Consider the following 16,008-nt stretch of genomic DNA (forward strand, 5'->3'; position numbering starts at 1 on the left):
TACAAATTTAAAAAAGAGCCCATCAGTGATGATGAACGGGCTCCTTTCCTCTACCTCTATTATTTTACATATGCTGCGCCGATGATGATTAATAAAATAAATAATACTACAATCAGCGCAAAGTTATTTCTGTATCCGTATGCTGGATAACCATATCCATATCCCATGTTGCAAGTGTCATAACCGTAATGCATAGTTGCTCACTCCTTTGTTTATTTCACCTTACACTTACAACATATGTCCATTGGGTTTGTATCGTATGTGCATATGCCTATTTTCAAGGATTATCTTTATGGTTTATGAAAATGCTATTGTGATAACGCTTTAATACATTGCTCCCTTATATTCCATAATTGTTCAAAGCTAAATAAACTCGTCATGCTACTTTGCCATTCTTTTACGTATGCTTGATGGAAGGCGAGCTTTTTTTCACCAATTTCGTCAGGCTGTAAGGAAATTTCTTTCTTTATGATGTAGGGAAAGTTTAATGGATTATCATTAAAGGTAGTTATATCTATCCGTTCTCCTTCGTAGTACAAATAACAGTGTGCTTCTGGAATATAACTTAAATGATGAGAATCTAATACTCCTCCTACTCCCTTTGTATTTTCTTCATTCATTTCATAAATTCCGCACATTAAAGTGATCGGAATCTTTTGTTCTAAACAAAGAGCTGCTAATAATGCATGCTTTGTGCTGCAAGTGCCTCGGTTTTCTGTCAGGACGAGTGAATATTGATCTCTCTGGCTATTTCTACCATATGGAAGTTTCCATACAAATGATATCGCCTCATGTAGTGTCAGTATATCTCTTTTTATAAATAAGCTTGTAACATCCCCCTGTTTATCGAATTTATGATTAATGAAATCAATTGATAACAAACCACTATTCCCCCGTCCAGTTTTGATTTCATTATATAGATTAAAGTCCATAAAGGAAATCATAGGAAAAGCTCACCCTATAAAGAGTAAGCTTCATCTATCTTTAAAAAATACCTGTAAACTGCAGAGTTAGGATTAATAGACCTAGTGCCCATACATATACGGCAAATACTTTTAAAGAATGCTTCTTCAAATAGTTAATCATCCATTTCACAGCAATATATCCAAATACTGCAGATGATATAAGTCCAATCATTAATGAACCAGCACTAATGTTTTCGACAGTCCCTTCAAATAAATCCAAGGATTGTAATAAAATGGCTCCAACGATAGCCGGTGTCGATAGTAAGAAGGAGAAATACGCTGCCGTTTCACGATCTAGTTTCCGAATAAGAGCGGCAACGATTGTTAGCCCAGAGCGAGAGATTGCTGGGAAAATAGCCGCAGCCTGGAACGTACCGATGAAAAATGCATCTGTATATGAAATATCATCCATTTTTTTGTAACCATTTTTAATACTATCTGCAAACCATAAAAATAGTCCAGTCACCAAGAATTCCCATCCGATTGTTATCCCCGTCTTAGAGATCTGTTCGAAATAATCTTTAAACGCTAATCCTACAACAACTGCAGGTATGGTACCTACAACTAAAAGGAATGTAAGCTTACTAAATGGCCGTTTAAGCATGTATACAAACTCATTCTTATAAAAAACAAAGACTGCGACAAGTGTTCCGATATGAAGCATCGTATCCAAAAATAGCCCTGCTTCGTTTAAGCCAAATAAATGTCGTCCTAAATACAAATGACCTGTACTGCTAATTGGTAAAAACTCGGTTAAACCTTGGATTAAACCAAGAATAAATGCCTCTAATTTCGTCATAAATTATCCCCTTGAAAAAGTTTTCGATAATCCATTTTATTCTCCAATTAGGACAAACACAACTATTTTTTTCATCGTAGAACGTATTCACTCGATTTGGTAAAATACTAATGAATAACCTAAAACGATTGTAAAATATCCTTTGTAAATAATGAGAAAATGGGGTTTAAATATGTTAAATCAAAAAAGATTAAGAGACTATCAAATTGAAATAGGCCAGCTTAAAACAGGTCGATTAAATGCTATCTCAGACGTTGCTGGTATCAAGGTTGGACATAAAACCATCCAGGATGGGACTATTCAAACAGGCGTTACGGCTGTACTTCCACATTCAGGAAATGTATTTAAAGAAAAAGTGATGAGTGCTATTTATTCTATTAACGGTTTTGGTAAAACAACTGGTTTCATCCAAATTGATGAAATGGGAACGATTGAAACACCGATAATTTTAACAAACACGCTATCTATTGGCATTGGGATTCAAGCACTAGTTGACTATTCATTAGAACAAAATCCAGAAATTGGACGAACAACTGGTACGGTAAACCCCGTTGTTTGTGAGTGTAATGATATGCTTATTAATGACATACGGAATGTATCAATTACAAAAGAGGATGTATTACAAAGTATTCATGATGCATCAGAAGAATTTCAAGAAGGTAACATTGGCGCTGGAACCGGTATGGTTTCCTTTGGATTAAAGGGAGGGATTGGTTCTTCCTCAAGGGTTCTTTCTATAAAAGATTTTGACTTTACAGTGGGTGTACTTACACTAACGAACTTTGGAAAAATGGAGCAGCTTCTCCTTAATGGAAAAAAAATCGGTCCTTCCATTAAACAGTTCATCAATGATACTCGAAATGAAGTTGAGAAGGGATCGATAATTATCATTGTTGCTTTAGATATTCCTGTCTCCGAACGACAATTAAAACGGATTTTAAAAAGAGCCACAGTTGGTCTTGCCAAAACTGGATCATATATTGGCAATGGCAGTGGTGATATCGTTCTTGGATTTACAACTGCAAACAAAGTACAACATGAACAAGATGAACCACTGTCAAACCGAACAATCATTCAAGATCATTACTTAGATCAGGTATTTCAAGCGGTAGCAGATGCAACAGAAGAAGCTATCTTAAACTCATTAGTCACATCGACTACAACAATCGCTCGAAACGGACAGAAAATTCACTCTTTACGAGATTTTATGAATCGTTTAATGTAAAGATAAGTTCAATTTTGGGAGGTTTATTATGGAGGTTGCATATTATCAAGATCGTTTTTTGTCTTCAACTGATGAATTAGCAATACCTATTCAAGAACGAGGCCACCAATTTGGTGATGGAATTTATGAGGTTGTACGAGTGTATAATCAAAAACCATTTATGATGGAAGATCACTTAAAGCGGTTTGAACGTAGTGCTGATGCCATAATGCTCCAGCTTCCGTATTCTAGAGAAGAAATGAAAGCCATTATTCTAGATGGGATTCAGCGTTCAGGCCTAGATAATGTTGACGTATATTTCCAAGTTACAAGAGGAATAGCTCCTCGTATCCATTTATTTCCTGACACGCCTGCCGTATTCTCCATGATTATTAGACCCGCTCGAGAACTTGCACCTGAAAAGAAACAAAATGGAGTACCAGTTCTTATGCTCGAAGACGAGCGCTGGGCAAATTGTTATATAAAGTCATTAAATTTATTGCCGAATGTACTTGCGAAACAGCACGCTTTTAAAAACGGTTGTGAAGAAGCAATATTAGTAAAGGATGGCTTTGTAACCGAAGGATCAAGTAGTAATCTATTTGTTGTAAAAGATGAAATTCTCTACACAACACCTGCAACAAAGGGAATCCTTCACGGAATAACAAGAAAGGCTGTCTTGCAGCTTGCTAACACGCTAAAGATACAGGTTAAGGAAGAACATTTTTCCCCATCCTTTCTAAAAGCAGCCGATGAAGCCTTTATTACAAGTACAACGGCGGAGATACTCCCAATCAATAAGGTTGATGATGTTCTACTTCCAACCGATCATACGGTTACAAAACAATTGCAACAAGCATTTCAATCCTTAAAATAGATTGGAAGATAAAAAGGTTCTACACAATATCCACATATAACAAAAAGACAAAACGTAAGCAATGCCCAAAAACTTGGTCATTGCTTACGTTTTAATTATATCGTAATTGTTTTAATAGATCCGGCAGTGGAAATGTAGATAATAGTAGATCTGTATGAATTTCGTCAGTCTCCCACCAAGCTGCTAACTCCTCATAGGTTACTAAACTAATATCTTGAATATGGTTTTCCTGGATATACGCATACACATAAAAATGTTCTTTTACACGGGAGAAAAAGGCTTCCATGTCTGTTCCCGCCCGTTTCATAAAGCCACTATCAAATTCTATAAATCCCACAACACGATTCGCCTTTTGAATCACCTTATTCATACCATTTAACACATAGGCCTCGAAGCCTTCAACATCAATCTTAAATAATAGCGTATCCTCACTCGTTAGTTGATCTGCTAGCAACTGGTTTATTGTAATTGAGGGGACTTGGTACTCTTCGACCATATCATGTTCTACTATTCTCGTTCCTGAAGATGTACCAGACCAATTTTTGTCTACAAAGAAAGAATGGGTGCCTTCTTCCTGATCAGTCGCAAAAGCATACACAATCTGAATCTGTTCTCTATTAGGATGCTCAATCCTAGATTGTTCTAAAAAGGGTAATAGCTGATGATTGGCTTCAATCCCATAGACTTTAGTCATTTCATCATACGTTGTGGAAAAGAGACATTCCCCATAGTTAACACCGATATCTACAACAAATGTGGGGTGCAGTTCATTTACTGCCTTCTGCCAAAAATTAGCTAATCGCTGTTGTGTTACACCATTTGTTAACAATAGTGCTTTTCCTCTATTCTCCGTTGGATTGATATAGAGAATTCTGGAAGATGGTAAAAATATCTTGTTTGGTAGTTTACACACTTTCAAGGTTCGATATTTTAAAAACAATCCCGTTTTCAATAATACATCTTTCAATCGAGGATATTTATTCCACCATTTTTCGTATAGTAATTTCTTTTCAATTTTAGCTTCCATCATAAAGTGGGAATACGCCTCCTACAACTAAAATAGACTCTCTCCTATTACACCACAAATAATTAAATGGTATTGATCCTTTTTCCTGCAAGAAGCTATAAAATTTACATGATTCATACAAAAACTTTACAATATGCTTAGTCCATTTTCCCATTTACATAAGTAGACTCATGTTGATATTGTTCCAAATACGAAAACACTCGGTTCGCTATATGTTCGTATCCATTATTGTTGGGATGTATATAATCTTCATATAAATACAATTCTTCGTTTCCTTTGAAAACATCAAATAAAGGGACAAAATGAGTATTTTCATATTTTCCTAATTCAAGTGCTGTTTGTTCATTCCAATTTTCAACAATGAGATCAATCTCAGGAATAAATGGAAATAACCCGGATAAAGGATTGTAAACACCTAGTAGGAAAATTTGACTGTTAGGATTGATGGCGTTAATCTTTCCAACCATCCCATGTATATTGCTTACATACTTTTTACTTGCTTCTTCAAAGTGTGCATGATTTAACTGGAAGAAGTTCTCCTGTACCACTTGAATAATATCATTTCCTCCAATTGTAATTAAAACGATATCTGCATCTTGTATCGCATACTTAACGGAGGATTGATCAAGTTTATCAACAAGCTGCGTGGAGCGAAAGCCACCTACTCCATAATTTTCGATGGTCACATTCTTAATTTCCCTTTGCTTTAATAATTCTGCTTCTAAAGTGGCTAAATATCCCCCGTTGTCGGAATCACCATATCCGATGGTTAATGAATCACCGATTGCAACAATATGTATATCCATTGGAAAAAAATTTGCATCTACTTGTTTCATAACGGTTGAAGATTGTATGTTGGTTACTTGATAATCGTTTATCAGAAATTGGCGATTGAAACCGTCACTTGGCTTAGATATTACTGTAAACACAATAGCTGCAACTAATAATAATATCAATCTAAGCAATGTTTATCCTCCTTCTTCTGCTTATATATATATTGTACTTTGGACAAAGTCGTTTGATGACCATTCAAATGTGTCATTCTTTCTTGAATCACATCGCACTTGTTCAAATCATCGACCTACGCACGTTCACTTCTGAACAAACTGGATTGAAAGCCATTTTATCAAATCAGTATTCTACCAATGATATGAATAAAAGAAAACCCCAAAAAATGGGGTTTTTCTTGAATGGGATTATTGAAAGGATTCAATATCATTAATGATTTGTTCATATGGAGTATTTTCTAAACCTGAATACTTTCTTACAACATATCCGTCTTGATCGACCATATAGAATGAAGTTCCATGGATTACTTGATCCGTTGATTTAGGTTTTTGAACGTGTGCACCAAAATTTTCTGCTGCAAATGTCTCTATCTCTTTTTGAGTATAACCAGTTAAAAAGTTCCAATTTGTAAAATCAACTTGGAATTGCTCCCCAAACTGTTTTAAAACCTCTGGCTTATCTAACTCTGGGTCAACACTAAAAGAAATAAACTCTACGGATAACCCTTTATTCTTTGCCATTTCTTGAATTTTCGCCATGTTTGCCGTCATAGGTGGACAAACTGTTTCGCAGTTTGTAAAAACAAAATCAACGATCCAAACTTTATCTTTTAGATTCTCTAACCCGTAGGCTTGACCTTCTTGGTTCGTATATTCAAAGTTTTGGACGACCTTAGCATCACTTGGCACATCTTGTTCTGAATTACCGCACGCAGAAAGGATTGTTAATACTACTACTAATACTACAAAAATAAATGTCTTTTTCATTCTTCTCACCTTTTCTCAATTCATAAAGACTATGATTATCATAACAAATTTTTCTATATAAAGACAAAAAGATGATGGATGTCACAAAATCGTAAGATAATGACAAAGTAAAAAACCTCCTGATTGGAGGTTTTTCCCATTTATAAAACTTAAGCGTTGTTTTTAAGAATATCTGTTTTATAAATTTCAGAGTACTCATGCCACTTTAACGTTTTCTTTAAGTGATCACGAAACGAGTACATTTTTTTTGGAGTGGAGTCTTTACTAATCTTCGTAATGAACGTCTGAAGTCTTAACTTAACCCTTAATGAAGTAAGATTATCTTCCTCCCAAACTGGAATTTCCATGACTTTGACTTTTTGTCCATTTTGATGAATAAACTCTAGACTCTTAAGTAGCAAATTATCTACCTTCTTTTTATCCGTTTCTTATATTATACTGTAAAACCATCAAGAAGTCTGTCGATTCATGAAAAGATTTTATAAATTTTTTTCCGTTATTTCAATAAAGAAAGCGCATTCATAACTTGATACAAAAGAAAACGAACTTCTACCTAGTTAAATCGCTTCAATGCAGGAAGGTATATTATTTTTAGGTGAGTTGACAATAGAAGAAACTTCATACACGTTCATCTTACTTTCTGGAAAACTAGTCAATACACTTAACAGTCTAGTCTCATCTTTCTCGGAAGGATTAAGCCAAAGCTGTTCAGCTTCCTTCGATAGAATAACGGGCATTCGGTCATGAACACCTTCAACCAAACGATTAGGCTTGGTCGTAATAACCGTACAGGTAACGAGTGTTTTATTCTCTGTCTGCCATCTATCCCATAAGCCAGCTAAAGCAAATGGTTGATCGTGATCGAGTGTAAAACGCATTGGATGTTTATTCCCATTTGTCCTCTTCCACTCAAAAAAGCTATCTGCTACAATGATGCATCTTCTTCTTGTTAATAGTCGCTTAAAACTAGGTTTTTCATGAAGTGTTTCTGCTCTTGCATTTATCATGGACTGACCTATTTTCTCATCTTTGGCAAAAGAAGGAACTAATCCCCATCTAATATAGCCAGCTCTGTTAGATATCCCATCATTGACTACAGCCAAGACTGACTGACTAGGCGAAATATTATAACTAATTTCGTATTCTTCCTGTATGTCATTTTGAAATTGAAAACGCTCCATCAGTTCTTCTAATTTAGCTGTTAAAGTAAAACGTCCACACATCCTAGAAATAACTCCTCTCTATACTTAATATGATTCAAACGTCCCTTTCACTTCGACCTTACCGTCTCTGACCATCATCTGCCCTTTTGAAATGACGCTATCGATCATCAAACTTTCTTTATTTAAAAATACCAAATCAGCATCCATTCCTACGTTTATGGAACCTTTCTTGATGAGTTTTAATACCTTGGCTGGATTTGATGTAATGACTTTTATCGCTACTTCTAAAGGAATATTTTCATCGATTATGGCGTCTCTTACCTCTTTAAAAAGAGTGCTGACTTTTCCGACTTGTAATCCAATAAATTCACCTTTTTCATTAAATTCTGGTAAACTTGCTTGGCCATCAGAAGTAAAGGTGATTTGTTCAATCGGCACCCCATGATCAAGCATGATTTTTAATCCTTTACTACACTTCATCTCTCCTTTGTCGAGAAAACGCTCTACTGTACTAGTTGTGAAATCAACAAATCCACCTTTTTTAGCAAATTCAATTCCCGCGTAAAAAAGCTCGTTATTTCTATTTATATGAGTTGGATGAAATTGTCTGATCGGTATATCCGTTGTATCGACCACTTCTTCTAATAATGATAATTTTGTAGGACTATCACCAATATGGATATTTACAATTCCCGCTTTACCAGATAGAATACCTCCTACTCTTGCTGACGCTGCAATTTTGGCAATATCACTAGCGGTAGGCTGTGATGATCGATGGTCTGCAATTGCTATCTCCCCAACACCAATAATTTGATCGATTAAAATTAAATCATCTTCAATGTTGGTGAACACACTTTTAACCGGGACTTGATACGATCCGGTATGGACAAAACAAGTAATTCCTTCTTCAGCTAATGCCTTTGCTTTTGCAATTAAATCAGGCATCGATCTTGTAGTCCCATCTGTTCCAATGACTCCTACAATGGTCGTAATACCAGCTGTTGTAGCATCTGTCAGCTGTAGTTCTGGTGTTCTCGTTTTAAATCCACCCTCACCCCCGCCTCCTATGATGTGGACATGCGAGTCAATGAATCCAGGCACAATGATTTTTCCACTAGCGTCAATGACCTGAATCTTCACGAAACCTTCGGGAGCAGATATCTCATCCTCGATATAACCGATCACATCATTCACAATCAAGAGATCTTTCTTTCCTATATAATTAGGTGTATACACTTCTCCATTTTTAATCAAAGTTAACATGTCTAGACCCCTTAGCCTTTAATTTAATTTCTGTTCTAGAAAACTTTAGTGTGATAAAATATATATAATATGTTTTAGATAGAAAGGATGAGTGCAATGGCTCTAACCCATACTTTTTCAAAAGGTGAAGAGATTGCCAATTCCATTACTCATGGTATAGGTACTTTATTAAGTATTGCTGCATTAGTTCTACTGATTGTCTATTCTTCCCTTTATGGATCTGCTTGGCACGTTGTTAGCTTTACACTATTCGGTGCTACTATGGTGCTATTATATACTGCTTCGACATTAGTTCATAGCTTCCCAAAAGGAAAAGTAAAGGATTTCTTTGAAATCCTAGATCATTCTTCCATATATTTTTTTATTGCAGGGACCTATACGCCATTTTTATTTATTGCTGTAAAGGGGTGGCTAGGCTGGACTTTATTTGGAATCGTCTGGGGACTTGCAATCGGAGGTACCGTATTCAAATCCTTTTTCGTCAAAAAGTATTTATTCACTTCAACCATTTTATATGTTGTTCTAGGCTGGCTTATCGTTTTTGCATGGAAGCCATTAGTGGCAAATTTGCCACTAAATGGATTAATCCTGTTAGTTGCAGGCGGAGTTCTTTATACAATAGGTGCTGTGTTTTATGTTTGGAGAGGTTTTAAATTTCACCATGCCATTTGGCACCTTTTCGTAATTGGTGGAACAGTTGCTCATTTCTTTAGTGTTTTACTTTATTTACTTCCATAAAAATAGGTATTTTAAAAACCTCTCAAATTGAGAGGTTTTTTTGTTGTTGACTCAGACTCCATTTTTACATAACTGCCTACTAGGATAGGAGACAGAATTTTCGACTAAATAAAGAAGGAAACTATCAGTTAAGTTTCATTCTTTCATACGTAATAAACTCATAATCATAAGGATTTTTTTCGTCTTTTATACCTGTCTCCTGCTCAATAATGGACCACTCTTCCCAATTCACAGTTGGAAAAAAGGTGTCTCCTTCGAATTCATGATGAATTTTCGTAAGGTACAATCTATCTGCAATTGGTAGTAACTCTTTGAAAATTTCTGCTCCACCTATGACAAAAATCTCTTTATGATGCTGTTCAAGGACTTTTATTTCATCTAAACTATGGATAACGGTACATGCCTCCGACTCATAGCCTAGATTTCTTGTTAAGATAATATTCTCTCTTCCTGGAAGTGGCCTCCCGATCGATTCATGAGTTTTTCTTCCCATTACTATAGAATGTCCCATCGTAACCCTCTTAAAGTACGCTAAATCACCGGGTATGTGCCAAGGAAGTTCATTATTACGACCGATTACCTGATTTTCATCCATGGCAACGACAAATGAAATCATACACTTACAGCTCCTTTAATATGTGGATGTGCTTCATATCCCATTAACTCAAAATCTTCATATGCAAACTTAAAAATGTCCTTAACAGTTGGATTTATTTTCATAAAAGGTAGTGCTTTAGGTTCTCGGGATAATTGTTCGTTTACCTGTTCTAGGTGATTTAAATAAATATGGACATCTCCAAATGTATGAACGAAATCACCTGGCTCTAAATCACAAACTTGTGCAATCATCATTGTCAAAAGAGCATACGAAGCGATGTTAAACGGAACTCCTAGAAAATAATCAGCACTTCGTTGATATAATTGGCAAGAAAGTTTTCCTTCATTCACATAGAACTGAAAGAAGCAGTGACAAGGTGGTAAAGCCATTTTTTCAACATCGCCAACATTCCAAGCGCTTACGATTAATCTACGTGAATCTGGGTTCTGTTTAATTTGCTGAATGACATTCGAGATTTGATCGATTGTCTCTCCATCTTTTGTTGTCCATGATCTCCACTGATGCCCATAGACAGGTCCTAGGTTTCCATCCTCATCTGCCCACTCGTTCCAAATTTTCACATTATGTTCTTGCAAATATTGGATATTGGTATTGCCTGTTAAAAACCAAAGAAGCTCATGGATAATAGATTTTAAGTGCAATTTTTTAGTTGTAATGAGTGGAAAGCCCTCTTGAAGATTAAACCTCATTTGATAACCAAATGTACTAATCGTTCCAGTGCCCGTTCGATCTTCTTTCTTTGTACCCGAGGACAATATGTGCTGTCCTAAATCCAAATATTGTTTCACCGTTCTCACCCTCCATATATGTATACAATCTATTGTACTAAAATTTTTGAAGGGGTTCTATGGAAAATAAAAAACACCAAGTAATTTGGTGTTTAATGAAATATCATGGCCATTTCTAATGGAAACGGTTCTTCTGCTTCTAATTGTTGTAGATAATAGTACGTTTTGGGTGCATGAATATATAACTCAGTCTGAGTAAAAAAACTTAGATAATACATAGCAAATACCTCTGCAAAATATTCTTCTACATGGTTGATAAAATAAGGCTGGTCAGGAAATAGAACTGAGGATTCTTCCTTCCAAATTTTTAAAAATTCTTGGTCATCCCTTAAAGAATTAAAAACATGATTGTCAATCGAATGGGCTAATTCATGTAATTCAAGATTAATAGAACCGTGTCCTTTTCCTTTATGACTATGGCCAATTTTTGCGTAAGCCATTTTAGCCCCACCCGCTCCAGGAACATCGTCCCATGTATAACGAACATAACCTTTTGGCATTATTCCTTTTAAATGAGTAAGTCCAGGTTGATCCGTCAAGGAACCTGTAAATAGCTTTAGCTTCACTTTGTTTTCAACTGTTTTTTTGAGTATGTTAGGATGGATCTTCGATACATTTTCAATCATTTGAATAGCATCATCTTTATAAAACGACTCGTTTGGTAACACAATGATTTCTTCGAGTAATATAATATGTTCAATAGATAGTAGTTCGGTAGATAGTTGTTCATTATATTTCAATAGATGGCCACCTTGACTGGCCTCTATCTTGTTATTTGTAACAACAGGAATAAACAGAAACATTATGATAAGTAAGCTAAAGGTCATTTTCTTCATTGCTGAAAATCCTTCCATCCAATTTTTACATAATAATTAAAATATTCTGATATTTATTATTATAACATATGTTTTTAAGTTAGAGGAGAAGAAAAACATGGAAAAAGACCTACTCAATAAGATGAATAGGTCTTAAAAGGGAACCCTTTAATTAGTCAATTCAAGCATTTTATAAATAAGTTTTACCATTTGGGCTCTAGTTAAATTTCCATTTGGATCAAATGAACCATCCGCTTTACCAGATATCACATCCGCTTTTACTAAAATATCGACACTCTCAATTGACCATGTTGGAATTCGAGAATAATCGCTAAACTGATTGATTGATTTAGTAGCATCAAGCTTAGATTCATCGAACCCTTTTACTTTTAGAGCGCCTTCAATCATTTTGGCAGCCTGTGCTCTTGTGACACTTCCATTTGGATTAAATGTTCCATTCGCCTCACCCTTAATCATACCTGTCTCAGCGATTGTCATAAGCTGTCCACTATACCAATCTGATGAGGAGACATCAGAAAATCTTCCGTCATATGCTGTTTCTTCTAACTGTAACGCTCTGAATAACATAACCGCTAATTGTACTCTGGAGGTTTGAGCATTTGGAAGAAACTGATCTCCACTTCCCTGTATGATCCCAGCATCATAGAGATAAAGAATTTGCTCCTTATTCCAAATGTTAGAGATATCTCTGAACGGTCCTTCATATACATTAGCTGCTGTCATTGCATATTGAGTATTCGGTTGAGGAAGTAACACACGTACTGCTTTCACGAAGCGTGCATTCCAATATGCTTTTGTATCAACATAAGCAACGCCAGTAGATGAAGCGGAATTGATCATTTTATTCGGAGAAACGTAGATACCAACGTGATTAATTTGACCGTTTCGATTCGTATCAAAAAACAATAAATCTCCTGGTTTAGCTTCTGATAAGGATATTTCTTTTCCTGCTTTTGCTTGATCCTTCGACATTCTTGGAAGGATGATTCCATTTTCTAGAAAGACTCGCATAGTAAACGAGGAACAATCAAACGCATCTGTTCTTGTTTCACTCGCCCCAAATAAATATCTAGCCCCTAAATATTGTTCACCTGTTTTAATAATCGTACTTCCTTCAACAAGTGGTACTCCTGGAATTTCTAGATCAGAAGGTATCGTTAACGTCTGTCCAACAAATATATTTGTCGAACTCAACTTATTGGCTTGAAGAATGGAATCTACACTAATTTGATATGTCTTTGCAATTCCTGATAAAGTATCGCCACTTCGAACGATATATGTAGAATCAGCATGAGCCTGTCCTCCAAAGAGTAATGTTCCAACCAAGCTCGTCGTAATAATTAGCTTTTTCATAATACACCTCATCGTTAGTCTCGTCTTTGTTGTAGTTAACATGATAACAGCATATTTGTCGAATTGTGTAGATTAAGATTTTCCTACATTACAAATAATTGGAAAAAAGGCACTTATAATAAAAGTAAATTTTCTCACAATAAGTTTGATATCAATGGTTCGCTTCCTTTTATTACAGTTTTATTACATTTCTAACAAATAAAAAACGTAGCTCTACGAGCTACATTTAAGTGAAAGCTTTTTCTTATTGGATATTCCAATTAGGTGGTGTGTTTTTATCCCAGTATATTTCTCCTAATATATGGTGAGCTTGAAATTGATCTTTACTCGTGTGGTAATGAAAATTAAAATAGTATCCATCTAATGGAGGATGGTCTCTTCTTACGTGAAAACGAATGAGATCCTTTCCTGTTTGACCATCGATAATATGAAAAATCTTCTCACTAGTCCCTCCTGTTGGTTGCTTTGTAATCACAAGATTGGCGAGTTGCTCCTCCGAAAGTTCATCGGATAATGACATGATTACCTCTTCCATTTTAGGTAAAATAATAACTCTAAATTCATCACCAATTCGTTTCTCTATCGTCGTTCCGAATTTTTTTATTGATTGTTGTTCAGCCTCCGTGATGGCAAGCTCAAGAAAGTGATTCTTTTCACTGTCTTTATGTATAAATGTTGCTGTTAGTTCGTGTGATTGTGAGTCATGATTAATGGCATCACCTTGAATATCTGCTTTTTGGGAGCCTGGTGATTTCGCATCAGCAATGATTAATTGTGGCGGTGTTACAAGACCAAAGGTTAGGATCGTAAACATAACCACAAGGGATTTTCTAATCCAAGTTGGCATCATTATCACCCTGTTTCATCTAAGTTTTGACTACTTTTTATTATACTATATTAGCCTATTAATCTGTCAAAACTTTCGCAAACTTCTTATGATTTATAAAAACGTAAAATCATGTTAATATTAAAGTTATTATTACATATTTCGCTTTGGAGGAATCAGTTCATGAATGTAGAATTAATTTTGTCGATTACAAGCTTTGCTATATTAGCGTACTTTATTTATGAATGTATTACAGATTAAAAAAGACTCGTTTTCACGAGTCTTTTTTATCTTGTATGATGCCTATACTTTCTTCTTTTGCTTCCGAGAAGAATCCATAGTCACTGATCCAGTTTCGATATTAGTAGTCCCCTGTCCTTCAACATGTGGCGAATTTAATGGTCCTTTAGATGGATCTTTTTTCGTTTTTGGCATGTGACTGTCACCTCCATACCGTATAAGCTAACCAATCCTATCTCTGTTTATGCCAGTAATTCAAGGTTACTTATTTTCCAATTCAATCACACCATAATGAAAGCTAGCTGTTTTTCTTCGAATCGGTTTAAATCCTAGCATGTCAAAGCGTTCACTTTTCCAATGGTCCTTTAGAACGATTCTTTTTCTCGCTACACGAACAGCCTCTTCTATATCGTGTTTTGTAACAGTATCGTATATAGCAAGTGCCTTTATACCTGATATACCTTGAGAATGTTTTAGCTCTTCTTCAAACATCGGATCAAAATAAATGACATCAACCGATTTTGATGGACATTGCTTTAAATAATCTTGAAAATTGGAGTGTAAAAGTGTAATCCTTCTCATTGCATCATTCATCTCTGGAATATCTGTTTCCCATGTTTTTAAGCCTGTCTGAACTAAATAAGCTAAAATTTGGTTAGCCTCAATACTAATTACCGATCCGGTATGTCCTACTTTATAACTAGCAATGATACTATCAGACCCAAGTCCTACTGTACAATCTAAAAGCGTCATTCCTTCATCCAACTTACATGCTTCTACAAATGGATCATAAGTTCCTTGTAATAATCGTTTTATCCGAAACATAGATGAGTTCGGATGAAAAAAGATAGGCTCATTGTGACTGACCATATAAAGCTCTATTCGATTTTTCCCTACGACTAAGACATCCTCCTTCGTAAGTTGTTGGATTGATTGAATGGAGACTTTTTGACGCGGGATATATTCCTCATTTAAATCAATTGCTATGTTCGAAGCAAGTTTTTTCAACTTTTCGTTTGTTCTTCCAGCAGTCGTTACAATCAAAGAGCTCACCTATTTCGTTCTATTAGAAAGACTTGGACGTAGCGATTGCCTAGTCTTTTTTATGTGTATGAACCCCTCTATTTGGAAAAAGGCTCAGGGCGCCCCGTTTAGCCTCAGACAGAGCAAATGTTCTGGTATGAAAAATTTCCCTTTAATTGTATGCCAGGGTATTTGACCTCGAGTAGAATGAAATGGCATAGGTCGTCGCCATTTCACATTGGCTGGGCGCTGGAGCTAGATTTAGCCGTAACATTGTATAAACTAAACACCAGAAACTTATACTTTGTTACCTTATAAAAACAGGACGCCTAGAGGCATCCTTATTCACAATGTTCTTCAAATGCATGTAACAGGTTATTCATAATATCTTCCATGGCATGGCTTTCAGAGACTTTTTGACGCGGGATATATTCCTCATTTAAATCAATTGCTATGTTCGAAGCAAGTTTTTTCAACTTTTCGTTTGTTCTTCCAGCAGTCGTTACAATCAA

At 35.6% G+C, this 16,008-nt stretch carries 19 protein-coding genes; 3 read left to right on the forward strand and 16 right to left on the reverse strand.

The genetic code is table 11. The features are described from left to right. Positions 1-59: 59 nt before the first annotated feature. From ACFSCX_RS17765 to ACFSCX_RS17775, 3 genes are all read right to left on the reverse strand, one after another. The gene (locus ACFSCX_RS17765) at positions 60-194 is read right to left on the reverse strand and encodes a YjcZ family sporulation protein (protein WP_377929584.1); all 135 of its coding nucleotides are present in this window, start codon (positions 192-194) and stop codon (positions 60-62) included. Positions 195-308: 114 nt separating this feature from the next. After that, on the reverse strand, positions 309-944 hold the full coding sequence (locus ACFSCX_RS17770) for a hypothetical protein (RefSeq protein ID WP_377929585.1): 636 nt from the start codon (positions 942-944) through the stop codon (positions 309-311). A 40-nt stretch (positions 945-984) separates the two neighbouring features. Continuing rightward, positions 985-1,764: an undecaprenyl-diphosphate phosphatase gene (locus ACFSCX_RS17775; protein ID WP_377929586.1), complete on the reverse strand. Its 780-nt coding sequence runs from the start codon at positions 1,762-1,764 to the stop codon at positions 985-987. Positions 1,765-1,936: 172 nt separating this feature from the next. Between ACFSCX_RS17775 and ACFSCX_RS17780 the strand changes: the two genes are divergently transcribed. Together ACFSCX_RS17780 and dat are read left to right on the forward strand one after the other, a co-directional pair. After that, a complete protein-coding gene (locus ACFSCX_RS17780; protein WP_377929587.1) occupies positions 1,937-2,989 on the forward strand; it encodes a DmpA family aminopeptidase in 1,053 nt (350 codons plus the stop codon). A 28-nt stretch (positions 2,990-3,017) separates the two neighbouring features. Next, positions 3,018-3,845 carry a D-amino-acid transaminase gene (dat, locus tag ACFSCX_RS17785; protein WP_377929588.1) on the forward strand — a complete coding sequence of 276 codons (828 nt, stop codon included), beginning with the start codon at positions 3,018-3,020 and terminating at the stop codon, positions 3,843-3,845. Between the two features lie 91 nt (positions 3,846-3,936). On the opposite strand, the gene ACFSCX_RS17790 is transcribed toward dat, so the two are convergent. The 6 genes from ACFSCX_RS17790 to iadA form a co-directional block, all read right to left on the reverse strand. Next, positions 3,937-4,875, reverse strand: a complete 939-nt coding sequence (locus ACFSCX_RS17790; RefSeq protein WP_377929589.1) for an FkbM family methyltransferase — start codon at positions 4,873-4,875, stop codon at positions 3,937-3,939. Positions 4,876-5,009: 134 nt separating this feature from the next. Then, the gene (locus ACFSCX_RS17795; protein WP_377929590.1) at positions 5,010-5,837 is read right to left on the reverse strand and encodes a GDSL-type esterase/lipase family protein; all 828 of its coding nucleotides are present in this window, start codon (positions 5,835-5,837) and stop codon (positions 5,010-5,012) included. 231 nt (positions 5,838-6,068) lie between these two features. Continuing rightward, positions 6,069-6,647 carry an SCO family protein gene (locus ACFSCX_RS17800; protein WP_377929591.1) on the reverse strand — a complete coding sequence of 193 codons (579 nt, stop codon included), beginning with the start codon at positions 6,645-6,647 and terminating at the stop codon, positions 6,069-6,071. A gap of 149 nt (positions 6,648-6,796) precedes the next feature. Continuing rightward, the gene (locus ACFSCX_RS17805; RefSeq protein ID WP_377929592.1) at positions 6,797-7,048 is read right to left on the reverse strand and encodes a DUF2535 family protein; all 252 of its coding nucleotides are present in this window, start codon (positions 7,046-7,048) and stop codon (positions 6,797-6,799) included. A gap of 156 nt (positions 7,049-7,204) precedes the next feature. Further along, the gene (locus ACFSCX_RS17810; RefSeq protein ID WP_377929593.1) at positions 7,205-7,870 is read right to left on the reverse strand and encodes an SOS response-associated peptidase; all 666 of its coding nucleotides are present in this window, start codon (positions 7,868-7,870) and stop codon (positions 7,205-7,207) included. Between the two features lie 24 nt (positions 7,871-7,894). Continuing rightward, complete coding sequence (gene iadA / locus ACFSCX_RS17815; RefSeq protein WP_377929594.1) at positions 7,895-9,073, reverse strand: beta-aspartyl-peptidase; 1,179 nt, start codon at positions 9,071-9,073, stop codon at positions 7,895-7,897. Positions 9,074-9,169: 96 nt separating this feature from the next. On the opposite strand from iadA, the gene trhA reads away from it, so the two are divergent. Further along, a complete protein-coding gene (gene trhA / locus ACFSCX_RS17820; protein WP_377929595.1) occupies positions 9,170-9,811 on the forward strand; it encodes a PAQR family membrane homeostasis protein TrhA in 642 nt (213 codons plus the stop codon). A gap of 124 nt (positions 9,812-9,935) precedes the next feature. Here trhA and ACFSCX_RS17825 read toward each other — a convergent pair whose 3' ends face one another. From ACFSCX_RS17825 to ACFSCX_RS17855, 7 genes are all read right to left on the reverse strand, one after another. Beyond that, positions 9,936-10,427 (reverse strand): dihydrofolate reductase, encoded by a 492-nt coding sequence (locus tag ACFSCX_RS17825; RefSeq protein WP_377929596.1) that lies wholly within the window; start codon positions 10,425-10,427, stop codon positions 9,936-9,938. Next, positions 10,424-11,218 (reverse strand): thymidylate synthase, encoded by a 795-nt coding sequence (locus tag ACFSCX_RS17830; protein WP_377929597.1) that lies wholly within the window; start codon positions 11,216-11,218, stop codon positions 10,424-10,426. Before ACFSCX_RS17830 ends, ACFSCX_RS17825 begins: the two co-directional genes overlap by 4 nt. A gap of 92 nt (positions 11,219-11,310) precedes the next feature. Beyond that, positions 11,311-12,054, reverse strand: coding sequence for an anthrax toxin lethal factor-related metalloendopeptidase (locus ACFSCX_RS17835; RefSeq protein ID WP_377929598.1), 744 nt, complete (start codon positions 12,052-12,054; stop codon positions 11,311-11,313). Positions 12,055-12,201: 147 nt separating this feature from the next. Further along, the gene (locus tag ACFSCX_RS17840) at positions 12,202-13,407 is read right to left on the reverse strand and encodes an S-layer homology domain-containing protein (protein WP_377929599.1); all 1,206 of its coding nucleotides are present in this window, start codon (positions 13,405-13,407) and stop codon (positions 12,202-12,204) included. A 244-nt stretch (positions 13,408-13,651) separates the two neighbouring features. Then, positions 13,652-14,254, reverse strand: coding sequence for a YpjP family protein (locus tag ACFSCX_RS17845; protein ID WP_377929600.1), 603 nt, complete (start codon positions 14,252-14,254; stop codon positions 13,652-13,654). A 282-nt stretch (positions 14,255-14,536) separates the two neighbouring features. Further along, the gene (locus ACFSCX_RS17850; protein WP_377929601.1) at positions 14,537-14,668 is read right to left on the reverse strand and encodes a YuzL family protein; all 132 of its coding nucleotides are present in this window, start codon (positions 14,666-14,668) and stop codon (positions 14,537-14,539) included. 66 nt (positions 14,669-14,734) lie between these two features. Beyond that, a complete protein-coding gene (locus ACFSCX_RS17855; RefSeq protein ID WP_377929602.1) occupies positions 14,735-15,517 on the reverse strand; it encodes a class I SAM-dependent methyltransferase in 783 nt (260 codons plus the stop codon). Positions 15,518-16,008 lie beyond the last annotated feature (491 nt).

Source organism: Bacillus salitolerans (genome assembly GCF_042680805.1).
Lineage (GTDB): Bacteria > Bacillota > Bacilli > Bacillales > SA4 > Bacillus_CJ > Bacillus_CJ salitolerans.

Bases quoted from the DNA above. Each gene is read 5' to 3' on its own strand.
- ACFSCX_RS17775 (WP_377929586.1), bottom strand. From the start codon at position 1,764: ATGACGAAATTAGAGGCATTTATTCTTGGTTTAATCCAAGGTTTAACC.
- ACFSCX_RS17845 (WP_377929600.1), bottom strand. From the start codon at position 14,254: ATGCCAACTTGGATTAGAAAATCCCTTGTGGTTATGTTTACGATCCTA.
- ACFSCX_RS17765 (WP_377929584.1), bottom strand. From the start codon at position 194: ATGCATTACGGTTATGACACTTGCAACATGGGATATGGATATGGTTAT.
- ACFSCX_RS17850 (WP_377929601.1), bottom strand. From the start codon at position 14,668: ATGCCAAAAACGAAAAAAGATCCATCTAAAGGACCATTAAATTCGCCA.
- ACFSCX_RS17840 (WP_377929599.1), bottom strand. From the start codon at position 13,407: ATGAAAAAGCTAATTATTACGACGAGCTTGGTTGGAACATTACTCTTT.
- ACFSCX_RS17790 (WP_377929589.1), bottom strand. From the start codon at position 4,875: ATGATGGAAGCTAAAATTGAAAAGAAATTACTATACGAAAAATGGTGG.
- ACFSCX_RS17770 (WP_377929585.1), bottom strand. From the start codon at position 944: ATGATTTCCTTTATGGACTTTAATCTATATAATGAAATCAAAACTGGA.
- ACFSCX_RS17800 (WP_377929591.1), bottom strand. From the start codon at position 6,647: ATGAAAAAGACATTTATTTTTGTAGTATTAGTAGTAGTATTAACAATC.
- dat (WP_377929588.1), top strand. From the start codon at position 3,018: ATGGAGGTTGCATATTATCAAGATCGTTTTTTGTCTTCAACTGATGAA.
- iadA (WP_377929594.1), bottom strand. From the start codon at position 9,073: ATGTTAACTTTGATTAAAAATGGAGAAGTGTATACACCTAATTATATA.
- ACFSCX_RS17835 (WP_377929598.1), bottom strand. From the start codon at position 12,054: ATGAAGAAAATGACCTTTAGCTTACTTATCATAATGTTTCTGTTTATT.
- ACFSCX_RS17780 (WP_377929587.1), top strand. From the start codon at position 1,937: ATGTTAAATCAAAAAAGATTAAGAGACTATCAAATTGAAATAGGCCAG.
- ACFSCX_RS17810 (WP_377929593.1), bottom strand. From the start codon at position 7,870: ATGTGTGGACGTTTTACTTTAACAGCTAAATTAGAAGAACTGATGGAG.
- trhA (WP_377929595.1), top strand. From the start codon at position 9,170: ATGGCTCTAACCCATACTTTTTCAAAAGGTGAAGAGATTGCCAATTCC.
- ACFSCX_RS17825 (WP_377929596.1), bottom strand. From the start codon at position 10,427: ATGATTTCATTTGTCGTTGCCATGGATGAAAATCAGGTAATCGGTCGT.